The organism is Kosakonia sp. PSU_27 (assembly GCF_039409795.1).
In the GTDB taxonomy this organism is placed as follows: domain Bacteria; phylum Pseudomonadota; class Gammaproteobacteria; order Enterobacterales; family Enterobacteriaceae; genus Kosakonia.
Genome location: NZ_JBCIVK010000004.1, coordinates 195,735 through 210,016, shown reverse-complemented (window position 1 = coordinate 210,016; position 14,282 = coordinate 195,735). Strand labels below are relative to the sequence as shown.

General features: G+C 53.6%; 17 protein-coding genes. 2 read left to right on the top strand and 15 right to left on the bottom strand.

Annotated elements, in window-relative coordinates; genetic code table 11:
* Window positions 1–142 precede the first annotated feature (142 nt).
* The gene (pepT, locus tag AAIG26_RS11080) at window positions 143–1,369 is read left to right on the top strand and encodes a peptidase T (RefSeq protein WP_020457484.1); all 1,227 of its coding nucleotides are present in this window, start codon (window positions 143–145) and stop codon (window positions 1,367–1,369) included.
* Between the two features lie 48 nt (window positions 1,370–1,417).
* On the opposite strand, the gene AAIG26_RS11075 is transcribed toward pepT, so the two are convergent.
* The 8 genes from AAIG26_RS11075 to rluE form a co-directional block, all read right to left on the bottom strand.
* Complete coding sequence (locus tag AAIG26_RS11075; protein WP_343179796.1) at window positions 1,418–2,539, bottom strand: cupin domain-containing protein; 1,122 nt, start codon at window positions 2,537–2,539, stop codon at window positions 1,418–1,420.
* A 150-nt stretch (window positions 2,540–2,689) separates the two neighbouring features.
* Window positions 2,690–4,153, bottom strand: coding sequence for a two-component system sensor histidine kinase PhoQ (phoQ, locus tag AAIG26_RS11070; RefSeq protein ID WP_020457486.1), 1,464 nt, complete (start codon window positions 4,151–4,153; stop codon window positions 2,690–2,692).
* Complete coding sequence (gene phoP / locus AAIG26_RS11065) at window positions 4,150–4,824, bottom strand: two-component system response regulator PhoP (protein ID WP_017456462.1); 675 nt, start codon at window positions 4,822–4,824, stop codon at window positions 4,150–4,152. Before phoP ends, phoQ begins: the two co-directional genes overlap by 4 nt.
* Window positions 4,825–4,963: 139 nt before the next feature.
* Window positions 4,964–6,334 (bottom strand): adenylosuccinate lyase, encoded by a 1,371-nt coding sequence (gene purB / locus AAIG26_RS11060; protein WP_020457487.1) that lies wholly within the window; start codon window positions 6,332–6,334, stop codon window positions 4,964–4,966.
* A 19-nt stretch (window positions 6,335–6,353) separates the two neighbouring features.
* On the bottom strand, window positions 6,354–6,983 hold the full coding sequence (gene hflD, locus AAIG26_RS11055; RefSeq protein WP_020457488.1) for a high frequency lysogenization protein HflD: 630 nt from the start codon (window positions 6,981–6,983) through the stop codon (window positions 6,354–6,356).
* 72 nt (window positions 6,984–7,055) lie between these two features.
* Window positions 7,056–8,162, bottom strand: coding sequence for a tRNA 2-thiouridine(34) synthase MnmA (mnmA, locus tag AAIG26_RS11050; RefSeq protein ID WP_343179795.1), 1,107 nt, complete (start codon window positions 8,160–8,162; stop codon window positions 7,056–7,058).
* A gap of 55 nt (window positions 8,163–8,217) precedes the next feature.
* On the bottom strand, window positions 8,218–8,676 hold the full coding sequence (locus tag AAIG26_RS11045; RefSeq protein ID WP_343180324.1) for an NUDIX hydrolase: 459 nt from the start codon (window positions 8,674–8,676) through the stop codon (window positions 8,218–8,220).
* A 14-nt stretch (window positions 8,677–8,690) separates the two neighbouring features.
* Entirely contained in the window at window positions 8,691–9,338 is a 648-nt protein-coding gene (gene rluE, locus AAIG26_RS11040) for a 23S rRNA pseudouridine(2457) synthase RluE (RefSeq protein WP_044489834.1), read from the bottom strand.
* 185 nt (window positions 9,339–9,523) lie between these two features.
* Here rluE and icd point away from each other — a divergent pair, with 185 nt between their 5' ends.
* Window positions 9,524–10,774, top strand: a complete 1,251-nt coding sequence (icd, locus tag AAIG26_RS11035) for an NADP-dependent isocitrate dehydrogenase (RefSeq protein WP_020457492.1) — start codon at window positions 9,524–9,526, stop codon at window positions 10,772–10,774.
* Window positions 10,775–10,887: 113 nt separating this feature from the next.
* Here icd and AAIG26_RS11030 read toward each other — a convergent pair whose 3' ends face one another.
* Genes AAIG26_RS11030 through AAIG26_RS11000 form a run of 7 tightly spaced genes read right to left on the bottom strand, consistent with a single transcriptional unit; the run spans window position 10,888 to window position 14,180 of the window.
* Window positions 10,888–12,030 carry a phage integrase Arm DNA-binding domain-containing protein gene (locus AAIG26_RS11030; RefSeq protein WP_343179794.1) on the bottom strand — a complete coding sequence of 381 codons (1,143 nt, stop codon included), beginning with the start codon at window positions 12,028–12,030 and terminating at the stop codon, window positions 10,888–10,890.
* The gene (locus AAIG26_RS11025; protein WP_343179793.1) at window positions 12,020–12,256 is read right to left on the bottom strand and encodes an excisionase; all 237 of its coding nucleotides are present in this window, start codon (window positions 12,254–12,256) and stop codon (window positions 12,020–12,022) included. Before AAIG26_RS11025 ends, AAIG26_RS11030 begins: the two co-directional genes overlap by 11 nt.
* 27 nt (window positions 12,257–12,283) lie before the next feature.
* A complete protein-coding gene (locus tag AAIG26_RS11020; protein ID WP_343179791.1) occupies window positions 12,284–12,559 on the bottom strand; it encodes a hypothetical protein in 276 nt (91 codons plus the stop codon).
* Window positions 12,559–12,870, bottom strand: a complete 312-nt coding sequence (locus AAIG26_RS11015; RefSeq protein WP_343179790.1) for a hypothetical protein — start codon at window positions 12,868–12,870, stop codon at window positions 12,559–12,561. The genes AAIG26_RS11020 and AAIG26_RS11015 overlap by 1 nt, the downstream gene beginning before the upstream one ends.
* Entirely contained in the window at window positions 12,860–13,078 is a 219-nt protein-coding gene (locus tag AAIG26_RS11010; RefSeq protein WP_343180323.1) for a TraR/DksA family transcriptional regulator, read from the bottom strand. The genes AAIG26_RS11015 and AAIG26_RS11010 overlap by 11 nt, the downstream gene beginning before the upstream one ends.
* Window positions 13,078–13,782: a hypothetical protein gene (locus tag AAIG26_RS11005; RefSeq protein WP_343179789.1), complete on the bottom strand. Its 705-nt coding sequence runs from the start codon at window positions 13,780–13,782 to the stop codon at window positions 13,078–13,080. Before AAIG26_RS11005 ends, AAIG26_RS11010 begins: the two co-directional genes overlap by 1 nt.
* Before the next feature lie 11 nt (window positions 13,783–13,793).
* Window positions 13,794–14,180, bottom strand: a complete 387-nt coding sequence (locus AAIG26_RS11000) for a hypothetical protein (RefSeq protein WP_343180322.1) — start codon at window positions 14,178–14,180, stop codon at window positions 13,794–13,796.
* Between the last annotated feature and the right edge of the window lie 102 nt (window positions 14,181–14,282).

Below are 14,282 nucleotides of genomic sequence, written 5' to 3'. Positions count from 1 at the left end.
CAACACCGCATGTTCTCAACAATACTGACTACGCCGCGCGCAATTTTGAAAATATTGCCGTTTACGGGGTAAAAGTGACCTGACGCAATATTTGTCTTTTCGCGCTTACTGATAATGTTGTGACATTTTGTAGGGGGGCTTCATGGACAAATTATTAGAGCGTTTTTTGCAGTACGTTTCTCTGGATACTCAATCTAAGCCCGGCGTCCGCCAGGTGCCAAGCACAGACGGCCAATGGAAGCTCCTGCGTTTACTTCAGAACCAGCTGGAAGAGATGGGGCTGGAAAATGTGACATTAAGCGACAAAGGCACGGTGATGGCGAAACTGCCGTCGAATGTGCAAACGCCGGTTCCGGCCATTGGTTTTATTTCTCATGTCGACACCTCGCCGGATTACAGCGGCAAAAATGTTAACCCGCAAATTGTTGAAAACTATCGCGGCGGCGATATTGCGCTGGGCATTGGCGATGAGATCCTCTCGCCAGTGATGTTCCCGGTGCTGCACCAGATGTTGGGCCAGACGCTGATCACCACCGACGGCAAAACGTTGCTTGGCGCGGATGATAAAGCCGGCGTCGCCGAAATCATGACCGCGCTGGCGGTACTGAAAAAGAAAAATATTCCGCATGGCGATATTTGCGTCGCGTTCACGCCGGATGAAGAAGTGGGCAAAGGGGCGAAGCATTTCGACGTGGAGAAATTCGGCGCGAAATGGGCCTATACCGTTGATGGCGGCGGCGTGGGCGAGCTGGAGTTTGAGAACTTCAACGCGGCGTCGGTGAACATAAAAATTGTTGGCAACAACGTGCATCCCGGCACGGCGAAAGGGGTGATGGTTAACGCCTTGACGCTCGCCAGCAAAATTCACGCGCTGGTGCCGGAAGAGGAGAGTCCGGAACAGACCGAGGGCTACGAAGGGTTTTATCATCTCACCAGCATTAAAGGCTCGGTCGATCGCGCCGACATGCACTACATCATCCGCGATTTTGACCGCAAAAACTTCGAAGCGCGTAAACGTAAGATGATGGAGATCGCCAAAAAAGTCGGCAAGGGTCTGCACCCGGACTGCTATATCGAACTGGTGATTGAAGACAGCTACTACAATATGCACGAGAAAGTGGTCGAGTTTCCGCACATTCTGGACGTGGCGCAACAGGCCATGCGCGACTGCGATATTGAACCCGATCTGAAACCGATCCGCGGCGGCACTGACGGGGCGCAGCTCTCGTTTATGGGATTACCGTGTCCGAACCTGTTTACCGGCGGTTATAACTACCACGGTAAACATGAATTTGTGACGCTGGAAGGGATGGAGAAAGCGGTGCAGGTGATTGTACGCATCGCCGAACTGACCGCCAAAGCTGAGTAAACCTTCTTCTATTGCCCGGTGGCAAGCACCGCCGGGCAACCTCAGGCATTAATCTTCAAAGAACCAGTAACCGCTGTTAACCAGCGCCGCAAGCATGGCGAGGAACGAGGGATCTTCCAGCGCATCGCCGAGCAGATCTCCCGTCAGCACGATATGGCTGGCGAGTGCCTCCAGCGCCGGGCGATGTGGAGAGTTGATCCGCTCGCCGTTGGCGAACACATCTTCCCCGATTCGCAACACGCGCAGGCCGCCAAGGCGCACCAGTTTGTCGCCTTGTTGCAGCGCATCATAGATCTCATCCGGTTGATAAGGCGGCTCTGGCGGCGCAACATCCAGTTCGTGGCGTGACTGGGAGATAAATTCGCCCATCCACTCCCTGAACTGCTCCGGTTGATTAATCAGCTCAAGCATCATTTCGCGCAGTTTATCCAGTTCGTGCGGCAAAATATCTGCCGGATGGTCGCGCAGCTGCTCGTCGGGATCGCTGTAACGCTGGCTGCCCAGCTCGCGTTGCAGAACATAATCGGCGAAGCCGCTAATCAGCTCGCGACCGCTTGGTGCACGGAAACCTACCGAGTAGTTCAGTGAGTTTTCCAGCGAATAGCCTTCGTGCGGAAATCCTGGCGGAATATAGAGAATATCGCCCGGCTCCATCTCTTCATCAATAATCGCTTCGAACGGATCGACCTGAAGCAGATCCGGATGCGGGCAGTGCTGCTTGAGCGGCGTTTTCTCGCCGACACGCCAGCGACGACGGCCGGTTCCCTGAATGATAAACACATCATACTGATCGAGATGCGGGCCAACACCGCCGCCGGGCACGGAGAATGAGATCATCAGATCGTCTGTGCGCCAGTCGGGCAGTACCCGGAACGGGCGCATCAACGCGGCGGCCGGCTGATGCCAGTGGTTCACCGCCTGCACCAGCAGCGACCAGTTGCTCTCACCCAGGTGATCGTAACTTTCAAAAGGGCCGTGCCCGACCTGCCATTTGCCATCAAGGTGGCTAACCAGCCGGCTGTCCACTTCATTTTCCATTGCCAGCCCTGCCAGCTCATCGGGGCTTATCGGGTCGACGAAATTCTTAATGCCACGCTTCAGCACCACCGGGCGTTTTTGCCAGTAGCGTTGAATAAAGTCTGGCCAGTTTATCTCTACGTGATATTCCATATGCGTTTCCGGCAAATAATCAGTGGCTGAATAAAGGATCATAGTAATGCTGATATGTCATTTTGTCTGCGTAACAATGTGACATAAAAGTAAAAAGGAGCCGTAATGGCTCCTTTTTGTTCTTTTTGCCCGCGTTGTTACGGTGGAAGATTAATCGTTGGCTGTTATCGTCTGCTGACGGCCAAAAATCACCTCCATTTTTGCGCCACCGAGCAGGCTTTCACCGGTCAGGATCTGCCCTTCGTACTGATCAACAATTTCTCGCGCCACCGCAAGCCCGACGCCCTGGCCGGGGCGTAACGTGTCGGCACGCTGCCCGCGATCAAACACCATCTCGCGTTTCGCCGCAGGAATTCCCGGCCCGTCATCTTCCACCAGAATATGCAGCGTATCGTCGGTCTGCCGGGCAGAAACTTCGACAAACTCCAGACAGTATTTGCAGGCGTTATCCAGCACGTTGCCCATCACTTCCATAAAATCGTTTTTCTCGCCGACAAAACTGATTTCCGGTGAAATATCGAGCGTAATATTGACGCCTTTGCGCTGATACACTTTATTCAGCGCCGAGGTCAGGCTGTCGAGCAGGGGCGCGACCGGGTGCAGTTCACGGCTGAGCAAACCGCTGGAACCGCGCATGGTTGCCCGGTGCAGGTAGTAGCCAATTTGCTGGGATATCCGGCTGATTTGCTCCAGCATCACCGGCTCAGCGTCACTGACGGTCATTTTCTCGCCGCGCAGCGATCGCAGGGTACTTTGCAGCACCGCTAACGGCGTTTTCAGGCTGTGCGTCAGATCGGTCAAGGTAGTGCGGTATTTGTCGTACCGCTCGCGTTCACTTTTTAACAACCGATTGAGGTTGCTCACCAGGCTGGTGAGCTCGCGGGTGGTTTCCGGGTTGAGCTGTTCGCGATGGTGCTCTTCCAGCTCGCGCACTTCGCGCGCCAGATCTTCAATCGGCCGCAAGCTCCACCACGCCGCCAGCCATAACAGCGGCACCACTAACAGCAGGTTGGCGGCGAGCACGTAAACGAACCAGCTCCACACCATATAAGAGCGTTTAAGCTCAATGGGGATGGTATCGACCACCACAATGGTTAACTGCGGCATGTGCGCCGTTGCCGGGTAGATATTCACCGCCACCGAGTGCGTCATCTCTGAGCTGCTGTCATCTTCGCGGATCTCTTTCAGCTTCTGGGCAATCGAGTGATCGTCATCAACCAGCGTACTACTGTTATCGACATCGGCTTCTATCTCATGAAAGCCGTTAGCGGTAAGCCAGTCCGGCTCGATCAGATTTTGCAGCCACGGTACATCTTTCTGCGACCAGATAAGATTCCCTTGCTGATCGTAAATCAGCGCCACGGTCGGGCTTTGCAAATTGAGGGTGTCAGGCAGATCCACACTGAGTTTATTGTTATCCCAGTGCGCCAGGGTATAAAACAGGTTGCTCTCGCCACGCAGCAGGCGGAAGGTCGTTTTGTCAAAGCTGACGCTATAACCCACCAGCGCCACCATACCGTAGGCCAGAGAAAGCACCATCACAACGGCGGCTGTGGCGAGTAAAAAACGAACCCGCAGAGAGAGCGGCAGAAAATGCCGCAGCAGGCGTCTCATTTCGGCAGTTCGAACAGGTAGCCCTGGCCGCGCACGGTAGTGATAACGTCGTCAGGATAGAGCGTCTGGATTTTCTTACGTAACCGCCCCATCAAAACGTCGATAGTGTGGCTTTCGCGCAGTTCAGCGTCGGGGTAAAGCTGCAGCATCAGCGAATCTTTGCTGACCACTTTGCCGCTGTTGCGGATAAGCGTTTCCATAATGGTGTATTCAAAAGCGGTGAGTTTTACCACGTCGTCATTAATAGAGAGTTCGCGACGGGAGAGATCGACCTGGAACGGCGGCATGGAGATCAACTGAGACGCGAGGCCGCTGTTGCGGCGCATCAGCGCCTGGATACGCGCGACCACTTCTTCAATGTGGAACGGTTTGGTGACATAGTCATCTGCACCGGCGCTCAGCACTTCCACTTTGTCCTGCCAGCCTTCGCGTGCGGTAAGCACCAGCACCGGCAGCGTGACGTCATGGCTGCGCCAGCGGCGGATCAGCGACAGACCGTCTTCATCCGGCAGACCGAGATCGACAATGGCGATGTCCGGCAGATGTTCGTTAAGAAAGTAATCCGCTTCCTTTGCATCTTCTGCGGCGTCGACCTGATGTCCTAACTCCTGCAACTGAACCTTTAAATGGTGACGCAACAGAGCATTATCTTCCACAACGAGTACGCGCATCGTCAGAACTCTCCATATATTTTTGATATAAATAGTTTAACGCTGATTGTGGTGCGCAGGGGATAAACATTTCTTAAACCGGGGGAGAAAGAAACCCTCTTTCGCGGCGGAAAGAGGGCTAACAGCAACGGCGGGGGGGTTATTTCAATTCATCAACCATAGTGATGGCACGACCAATATAATTGGCCGGGGTCATCGCTTTCAGGCGCTCTTTTTCGTTTTCCGGCAGCGCCAGGCTATCGATAAACTGCTTCATGCCTTCCGCATCAACGCGTTTACCGCGCGTCAGCTCTTTCAGTTTTTCGTACGGTTTTTCGATCCCGTAGCGGCGCATGACGGTCTGGATCGGCTCGGCCAGTACTTCCCAGTTATGATCCAGCTCATCAAGCAGGCGGTCGCGGTTCACTTCCAGTTTGCTCACGCCTTTCAGCGTTGACTGGTAGGCAATCAATGCATAACCCACACCAACACCCAGGTTACGCAGCACCGTGGAATCGGTCAGATCGCGCTGCCAGCGGGAAACCGGCAATTTGCTGGCCAGATGCTGCAACACGGCGTTGGACAGCCCAAGGTTGCCTTCTGAGTTTTCAAAGTCAATCGGGTTAACTTTGTGCGGCATGGTTGAAGAGCCAATTTCACCGGCGATGGTTTTCTGCTTGAAGTGGTTCAGCGCAATGTAACCCCAGATATCACGGTCGAAATCGATGAGGATCGTGTTGAAACGCGCCATGCAGTCAAACAGCTCGGCAATATAGTCATGCGGCTCAATCTGCGTGGTGTACGGGTTCCACTGAATACCCAGCGAGGTGACAAACTCTTCGCTGAACTGATGCCAGTCCACTTCCGGGTAAGCGGCGATATGGGCGTTATAGTTGCCGACCGCACCGTTGATTTTGCCCAGAATTTCCACCTGGTTAAGCTGGCGGAACTGGCGCTCCATGCGGTAAGCCACGTTCGCCATCTCTTTACCCAGCGTCGACGGCGTTGCCGGCTGGCCGTGAGTACGGGAAAGCAGCGGGATATCGCGGTACTGAACGGCCAGATCTTTTACCGCCTCGATGATCTTGCGCCAGTACGGCAGGATCACTTCGTCGCGCGCGGTTTTCAGCATCAGCGCGTGAGACAGGTTGTTGATGTCTTCTGAGGTACAAGCGAAGTGGATAAATTCAGAAACGGCGTGCAGCGCCGGGATCCCTGCCACTTTCTCTTTCAGGAAATACTCCACCGCTTTCACGTCATGGTTGGTGGTGCGTTCGATGGTTTTGATGCGCGCGGCGTCTTCTTCGTTGAAGTCTTCAACGATTTTATCGAGGTAACCGTTTGCGTCGGCAGCAAAAGCAGGAACTTCCTTGATCGCCGCGTGGGTCGCCAGTTTTTGCAGCCAGCGTACTTCAACCTGAACGCGAAATTTCAGCAAACCGAATTCGCTGAAGATGCCACGCAGTGCGCTGACTTTATCGCCGTAACGTCCATCGACAGGGGAAACGGCGGTCAGGGAGGATAATTCCATAAGTCACAACTCCGGGAGGTTAACAATGAGCGAGAATTTGTTTGGCCTGCGTCGACAGGCGATTTCGGGAAAACATTAACTGTAGACGACCGCCGCCAACCTGGTGCCACAGCACCGCAGCGCGGATACCGGCCAGCAAGGTGGCGCGGACTTTCGCCTGCACCTGCGGGCTTTGCAGCACGGCAGGCGAGCCGGTGACCTGAATACGCGGTCCCAGCGGGCTGATAACGTCTACATAGATGGCGGCCATTGCGCTCAGCAGCGTTTCTGACTGCAGGTCAAAATGCTCTAACTGGCGCTGCAAACCGGCGATGCGGTTACCGAGCGTCTCCATCGCGCCTTTGCTGGCGGCGAGCTTGCGCTCCAGCACCATCATACTGAGCGTGTAACGGGTCAGCTCACCGTTCAGCCCCTGGCGGTTGCTGGCGTTCAGCACGCCGAGCAGCGTTTCCAGCCCGGTACGCAGGTTGGTTTCGCTGCCGCCAAAGACGCCTAAGGTGGAGTCCGGGTTCAGGTCGATTACGCTATTTAACGAGACATGCAGCGCATCTGCGTCGCAGTGTCCCTGGTGCGCCAGTTGCTGCACCAGACGAGCCGACTGGCAAATTCCCGCCAGCGCCAGGGTAATATCGTAATAGTTCTTCGCCACACTCACTCCTTTATCTGCCCGCCAGACATCACTGCTGCGGGCGTTGGCCAGTCCGGTTGTGCAAAAGGTCTTTTAAAGGGGCAGCGGCAGGCGCTGCTCAATAATACCGCCGCCGAGGCACACTTCGCCCAGGTAGAACACCGCAGATTGCCCCGGTGTAACGGCGGCAACCGGTGCATCGAAGCGGACATCAATGCGATCATCATCCAGCGCGGTAACCGTGCAGGGAATATCTTCCTGGCGATAACGCGTTTTTACCGTGCAGCGCAGCGTACCTTTCAGCGGCTCGCGATCGACCCAGTGCAGCTGTTGAGCGATCAGCCCGACAGACATCAGGCGCGGGTGTTCGTGACCCTGGGCGACAATCAGAATGTTGTTTTCAACATCTTTATCGACCACATACCACGGCTCTTCGCTGCCTTCTTTAGTGCCGCCGATGCCCAGCCCTTTACGCTGGCCGAGCGTGTGATACATCAAACCCTGGTGCTCGCCGATCTCTTCCCCGTCGACGGTAAGGATTTTACCCGGCTGGGCGGGCAGATAGCGGCCAAGGAATTCGCGGAATTTACGCTCGCCAATAAAGCAGATACCGGTCGAGTCTTTTTTCTTCGCTGTAATCAACCCCAGCTCTTCGGCGATTTTACGCACCTGCGGTTTTTCAAGTTCTCCAACCGGGAACAGGCTCTGCGCGATTTGCTCGTGACCGAGCGTATACAGGAAGTAGCTCTGATCCTTATTGCCATCAAGACCGCGCAGCAGGCGGCTTTTGCCGTCAACGTCGGCGCGGCGCACGTAGTGGCCGGTGGCAATATAGTCGGCACCCAAATCTTCGGCGGCGAACTCAAGGAAGGCTTTAAATTTGATCTCTTTGTTGCACAGAATATCCGGGTTCGGCGTACGTCCAGCTTTATATTCAGCCAGGAAATGCTCGAACACGTTGTCCCAGTATTCTGCGGCGAAATTGACGGTGTGAAGCTTAATGCCGAGCTTGTCGCAAACGGCCTGCGCGTCGGCAAGATCCGCCGCCGCAGTGCAGTATTCCTCGCCGTCATCCTCTTCCCAGTTCTTCATGAACAGGCCTTCCACCTTGTAACCTTGTTGTTGCAACAGGTAAGCGGAAACGGAAGAGTCGACACCGCCGGACATGCCGACGATCACTTTTTTTGGGCTATCAGACATAGAATACTCGCGACTAAGAACTTCAGGGCGGCGTATTCTAGCACGGGCTGGCGGCTCAGGCATCCCCTGTAAACGGCCAGTTAAATTCTGCGATGGTTTCCAGCGGCAGACGCTGGCCGGTCTGGTAGCAGCGAATGCTCTCCGCAACCAGCGGCGAACGCAGGTTTCGCGCGTTCAGGATCTCGTCTGCGGTGACCCAGTGGCAGCAATCGATATCGCTGTCATGGGGTTCAGTGGCGCACATTTCGTTAAGCTCGACGGCAAATAAAAAACGCAGGAACGGCGTGCGATCCGGCGCCAGCCACTGGTGCATCCGGATAAAGTGTTGCGGTTCGGCGTGAATACCCGTCTCTTCCCACAGCTCACGCTTTGCCGCTTGCAGCAGGGTTTCATCGGCTTCGAGGTGGCCTGCGGGCTGATTCCACAGCACCTTGCCGCGAATGGTTTCTTCGACGACCAGAAATTTACCCTGCGCGTGTACCACGCAAGCGACAGTTACATGGGGTTTAAACATCATAGCCTCCCTGATTAAGCATCACGCCATTCGCCAGTGGCGAGGTTATCCAGCGTGTAGTTTCCCATAGCGTAGCGGATGAGACGCAGGGTAGGGAAGCCAACATGCGCCGTCATGCGCCGCACCTGGCGGTTACGACCCTCATACAGGGTGATTTTCAGCCAGGCGGTAGGAATCGATTTGCGCTCGCGAATGGGGGGATTACGCGGCCACAGCCAGCCCGGCTCCTCTACGCGCTCAACGCCAGCAGGCAGTGTCGGGCCATCGTTCAGCGTTACCCCTGTACGCAGCGCTTCAATTGCAGCCGGTGTCGGTTCGCCTTCCACCTGCACGTAATAGATTTTGCCGGTACGTTTGCCTGGTTGCGTCAGGCTTGCCTGTAGCGCGCCATCATTTGTCAACACCAGCAGCCCTTCACTGTCGCGATCCAGGCGGCCTGCGGCGTAAACGCCCTGTACCGGAATAAAATCTTTCAGCGTGCTGCGTCCGGCTTCATCGGTGAATTGCGGCAAAACATCGTAGGGTTTATTGAACAGAATCACGCGTTTTGGTTGGTTTTGTGGTTCAGACCTGGTGGCTTGTCGTGAGCTGAATCGCTTAAGGCGGTGATTTCTAAAAGAAGTTTTGTTCATGGTATTTTCAGTAGTTATCAATTGCCGCATTATAGCTGAATCACGATTGCCTTTCATGGAGCCTGAGTATCGGTTAGTATGTTCGGGCTCATTACAATTCATTAACAAAAACGGTTTGCTCTGTGTGAATCACGTAACAGGTGAGCGGACGCAGTCTGAGCGCCCCGGCATGAAGTCAGCGAGCAAACAACCAGAAGCGCTCGAAGGAGAGGTGAATGGAAAGCAAAGTAGTTGTTCCGGCGGAAGGTAAAAAGATCACCCTGCAAAATGGCAAGCTCAACGTTCCGAATAACCCGATTATCCCGTTCATTGAAGGTGACGGTATCGGCGTGGACGTGACCCCGGCGATGCTGAAAGTGGTGGATGCCGCTGTGGAGAAAGCCTATAAGGGCGAGCGTAAAATTTCCTGGATGGAAATTTATACCGGTGAGAAATCTACCCATGTTTACGGCCAGGACGTCTGGCTGCCGCCTGAAACACTTGATCTGATTCGTGAGTATCGCGTTGCGATTAAAGGCCCCCTGACCACGCCAGTTGGCGGCGGCATCCGTTCCCTGAACGTTGCGCTGCGCCAGGAACTGGATCTGTACATCTGCCTGCGCCCGGTACGTTACTACGATGGCACGCCGAGCCCGGTAAAACATCCGGAACTGACCGACATGGTCATCTTCCGTGAAAACTCAGAAGATATTTACGCGGGTATCGAGTGGAAAGCCGACTCAGCCGAGGCAGAGAAAGTGATCAAATTCCTGCGTGAAGAGATGGGCGTGAAGAAAATTCGCTTCCCGGAACATTGCGGTATCGGCATCAAACCGTGCTCCGAAGAAGGCACCAAGCGCCTGGTGCGCGCCGCGATTGAATACGCAATCACTAACGACCGTGATTCTGTAACGCTGGTGCACAAAGGCAACATCATGAAGTTCACCGAAGGCGCGTTCAAAGACTGGGGTTACCAGTTGGCTCGCGAAGAGTTCGGCGGCGAACTGATCGATGGCGGTCCGTGGCAGAAAATCAAGAACCCGAAAACCGGTAAAGAGATCATCATTAAAGATGTGATTGCCGATGCGTTCCTGCAACAGATCCTGCTGCGCCCGGCAGAATATGACGTTATCGCTTGTATGAACCTGAACGGTGACTACATCTCCGACGCCCTGGCGGCGCAGGTTGGCGGTATCGGTATCGCTCCTGGTGCGAACATTGGTGACGAGTGTGCGCTGTTCGAAGCGACTCACGGCACGGCGCCGAAGTATGCAGGTCAGGACAAAGTGAACCCGGGCTCTGTGATCCTTTCCGCAGAGATGATGCTGCGTCACATGGGCTGGGTTGAAGCGGCTGACCTGATCGTTAAAGGCATGAGCGGCGCGATCAACGCCAAAACCGTGACCTACGATTTCGAACGTCTGATGGAAGGCGCTAAGCTGCTGAAATGTTCAGAGTTTGGCGACGCGATTATAGCGAACATGTAATCCGCCTCGCGGGTTAAACAAATACGGGAACCGGTTGGTTCCCGTTTTTTTCGGCTCTGAGAAATTCTTCCCCAAAACTTTCCCCAAAACCCTTCCCCAAAACTGGACGGAAATTAACCCGTTTTCGTACTGACAATTGTCCAGTCTTTACCGCGATCGTCATTATATTTATCGGTCATTTTTCTTGATTTATGCCCCAGTAATTTCTGCGTATCGAGGCCTTGCTCTCTATATAACCTTTCCGAAAGAGAACGCTGTTCATGAAATGTAGGTGCTTCTCCTTTATTCCATTCCAGTCCGCATTTATCTCGCGCTTTTTTAAACGTGGTTGTTAAGGCATTCCCTGAAACACGATCCCCTCTTTTTGCCTGTGAGGTGGTATGTCTGAAATGCACCAAATATTTACTGACAACTGCATCGCGGCATTTAGATATTACTTCCCTCAGAGACAGCCCAATTGCTTCACATTTTAAATCCAGTGGGATAGCCAGCCGTGAACCTGTTTTTTCCTGCTCCACATGTAACATATCGTCCCAAATATCAGTGAATTTCATATTGCTGATATCGCCAAGCCGTTGTCCAGTGACAATAGCAAGTAACATCCCACACTGGAGATATGGCTCCTGCTTTTCCGCTGCCAGAAATATAGTGTTCCACTCTTCAAGAGATAAGCGTTGCCGCTGAATTCTGTTTCTCGGCTGTTTAGTAGCAAGTGCCGGGTTAAATCCCGGCGGCACGTGACCGCTATGCTGTGCTTCCTTGAACACGTCGATAAGTACCATGCGAACCACTTGAGCCATGCGGTTATGGCCTTCAGCTTTTACGGCATCGATAATCTCTGCAATATCCAGTGCTGAGATATCTTTTAAATGCTGCATCCCGCAATGCTCACGAAATAAACGAACAGGTTTATTTTTTTGTTTTAACGAATTGAGCCTTAACTCTTTATGCTGGAACCGATCCTCCTGGACAGCGATATATTTATCGAGCCATTCAGTTACAGTAATGTCAGTCCTCTTGCCCTTCATCCGTGCCAGACGGTCGTTAACGCTGAGTATCTGCCTGGTGCGCTGCTCGGCAATGATAGTGTTGGCCTCTGTAGCGACTTGTTTCGCTTCTGCTTCATCAGTTCCGAGGCTGTGGAACCGGCCAGATATGGGGTGCTTATATTGCCAGTAAACCTTCCCGGTACGCTTATCCAGTTTGCAATACAGGTTTGGAATAGAGATTTTATGAGAACGCGGTCTAGCAGCCATCTGCAATAATCCGTTTTAGTTTTGGACTGGCGGTAACAGGAAGTTTTGGTTCAGCAAGAACACCCACAAAGCGCGCGCTGCGGTCCACCATCCAGCACCGGCCTACCTTCATCGCTGGTGGAACCATCATTTTGCCTTTCGCATATTTTTTCAACACACGTTCACTTGGAGCCAGATCTCCAAATTCTTCCTTCGCCCAGTCGAGTAGGGGGATCATTCGTGACATTAGCTTCTCCACACCGGCTGCAACCGGTTATTTCAATCTGTACGCACATGACGAGCAACCAAGCCTGGCGCCGTCGTTACATTTCAAACAAATCACAGGCTCGCTGGTGGCCGGAGCCACAAATTTCATGACTGGGGCAGGGACAAGCACCGGCATTGGAACGTGAAAAACCTGCTGGCGCAGTGCGGCGATCTCGTCGGCGTGCTCCAGCGCAATCTCTTTCCAGTCCTGTGCCTCAGCGCGCCACCAGATCACGTCTTCGCGCAAGCGCCGTTGTCGCCGCAGTTTCAGTTTGCTGGCCATTAGCGCTTCAATCCCTCGAATGAAACAGTGGCATTAAACATGTCACTCGGATCGCGGTAGAACTTAATAGAGTGAACGCGGAGAACACCTATACGGTTGTTGGTAAATGAAATCATGAAGGTGTCACCTTTCCTGGGCATCGGTTCGTAAATCAGACCAGCGCCAAAGTAATGGCCTGTGATCTCCATCTTTCCCTTTTCCTTGAAGCCGTGAACAAAGTGCAGGGCGTGGCCCCATGTTTGCGTGGTGTAATCGAATTCCGTGCTTTCAGCCCTGTTACCTTTCAGCAGTGCGAGTAATTTAGCGAGCATGGTCGGCTCCCAATTCAATGAGCTGCTGGCAATCCACGCAGGTCTTGCAACCGGCAATAGCGGCGCGCCGCGCTTCAGGTATAGCCTCGCCGCACTCTTCGCAATGCTCGGCTGACGGAGCATTACGGTCAATGCGAATGCGTTGTAAGGCGTGCGCCATGTTGAGCTCTACCAGCTCGTTAGCCTGGTCGATGATTTCTGCTGCCATCATGCACCGCCTTCAATGCGCTTGAATTCGATCACCCATACCCACGGATTTGCCTGCCAGCTTTCTTCGCCGTAGATGGACTCCCACAGCCAGGAAAATACTTCGCGTGCATCATGGCTTGCACCGCCGAAATATTGATCCCCCTGATTTAAGCAATACCGGCCAGTGGCAGGTAGCTTAACCAACCCTTCATGCGCGGCATCGTACGGACTGATTGACTGGAGGCGCTGCACTCCAACTCCGGTAATCTCCAGCGTGATGCGGCTGGCCCAGCGCGGCATGTGTATTGATGGCGTCCAGGCTCCTTCAAAATCGAAGCCATCCTGAGAAGTCCAAAGGCCGTAGTTTTTGGGTTTATGAATAGCGCTGGCGCGATAAATACGCTGCGCGTCTTCTCTGCTGCACAAGTTGCCATGTGCATCCACTGGATGACCATCTTCATTACCGATGCATGAGAACGTCTCGCGCACCCAGATACGATCGCCTACATCACCGTACGGGCAAGAGAACAACTTAGAGCGGGCGTGAGTGCCAGTGGCATTCGATTCAGCCCAGTGGTATTTGCCGATATCGTTACGTTTGGTTGAATCAGAGATGCGTAAAAGGCCGAACCGGTTTGATTCAGGCTGCACCTTCATGATCCTGCGTGTCTGCGTCTTCCTGCCATCGAGAATGGCGCGAACCATCTCGTCGTTAAAAAACATTGGGCGCTCTTTCACGGTTGCACCCCTTTCATCTGCTCAAACTGGCGGGCGATAGCTGCGGTTTCTGGGGATGGTTCGGATTTATTGCGAAGCCAGATGCAAACGGCACCATCTTCCGTGTCGTGAATGGAACCAACAAACCATCCATACCCAGCAGGCGCTTCTGGTTGCCATTTCGAAATGTCGTAACCATCGACAGGCGGATCAATTTCTTCCTCATCGCGGTAATCTACTGTCCATTCCAGCCCGTTAGCGTCCATCCATGCATTAAATTCAGCGGTTGGAATATGCTCGCGACCATCGCAGAAATCGTTGTATACCGGGTGAGTCCAGTAGCCGTATTGATCGCGTTCTACTTGCACCGGAGTTACTTTTGCTGAACGAGCACCGCCATGTATTTCACATAGCGTAATTTCATGGACGTCAGAGTATTCACCGTAACCGTCGCTGAATTGCATTTTGCAACCGCATTTAGATTCACCATTTATAAAGACGATTTT

Coding starts and splice junctions, on each gene's coding strand:
- AAIG26_RS11005 (WP_343179789.1), bottom strand. CDS start 13,782: ATGTTTTTTAACGACGAGATGGTTCGCGCCATTCTCGATGGCAGGAAG.
- phoP (WP_017456462.1), bottom strand. CDS start 4,824: ATGCGCGTACTCGTTGTGGAAGATAATGCTCTGTTGCGTCACCATTTA.
- mnmA (WP_343179795.1), bottom strand. CDS start 8,162: ATGTCTGATAGCCCAAAAAAAGTGATCGTCGGCATGTCCGGCGGTGTC.
- AAIG26_RS11025 (WP_343179793.1), bottom strand. CDS start 12,256: ATGTCACGAATGATCCCCCTACTCGACTGGGCGAAGGAAGAATTTGGA.
- AAIG26_RS11045 (WP_343180324.1), bottom strand. CDS start 8,676: ATGTTTAAACCCCATGTAACTGTCGCTTGCGTGGTACACGCGCAGGGT.
- pepT (WP_020457484.1), top strand. CDS start 143: ATGGACAAATTATTAGAGCGTTTTTTGCAGTACGTTTCTCTGGATACT.
- AAIG26_RS11010 (WP_343180323.1), bottom strand. CDS start 13,078: ATGGCAGCAGAAATCATCGACCAGGCTAACGAGCTGGTAGAGCTCAAC.
- rluE (WP_044489834.1), bottom strand. CDS start 9,338: ATGCGGCAATTGATAACTACTGAAAATACCATGAACAAAACTTCTTTT.
- AAIG26_RS11075 (WP_343179796.1), bottom strand. CDS start 2,539: ATGGAATATCACGTAGAGATAAACTGGCCAGACTTTATTCAACGCTAC.
- purB (WP_020457487.1), bottom strand. CDS start 6,334: ATGGAATTATCCTCCCTGACCGCCGTTTCCCCTGTCGATGGACGTTAC.
- phoQ (WP_020457486.1), bottom strand. CDS start 4,153: ATGAGACGCCTGCTGCGGCATTTTCTGCCGCTCTCTCTGCGGGTTCGT.
- AAIG26_RS11020 (WP_343179791.1), bottom strand. CDS start 12,559: ATGGCCAGCAAACTGAAACTGCGGCGACAACGGCGCTTGCGCGAAGAC.
- AAIG26_RS11015 (WP_343179790.1), bottom strand. CDS start 12,870: ATGCTCGCTAAATTACTCGCACTGCTGAAAGGTAACAGGGCTGAAAGC.
- icd (WP_020457492.1), top strand. CDS start 9,524: ATGGAAAGCAAAGTAGTTGTTCCGGCGGAAGGTAAAAAGATCACCCTG.
- AAIG26_RS11030 (WP_343179794.1), bottom strand. CDS start 12,030: ATGGCTGCTAGACCGCGTTCTCATAAAATCTCTATTCCAAACCTGTAT.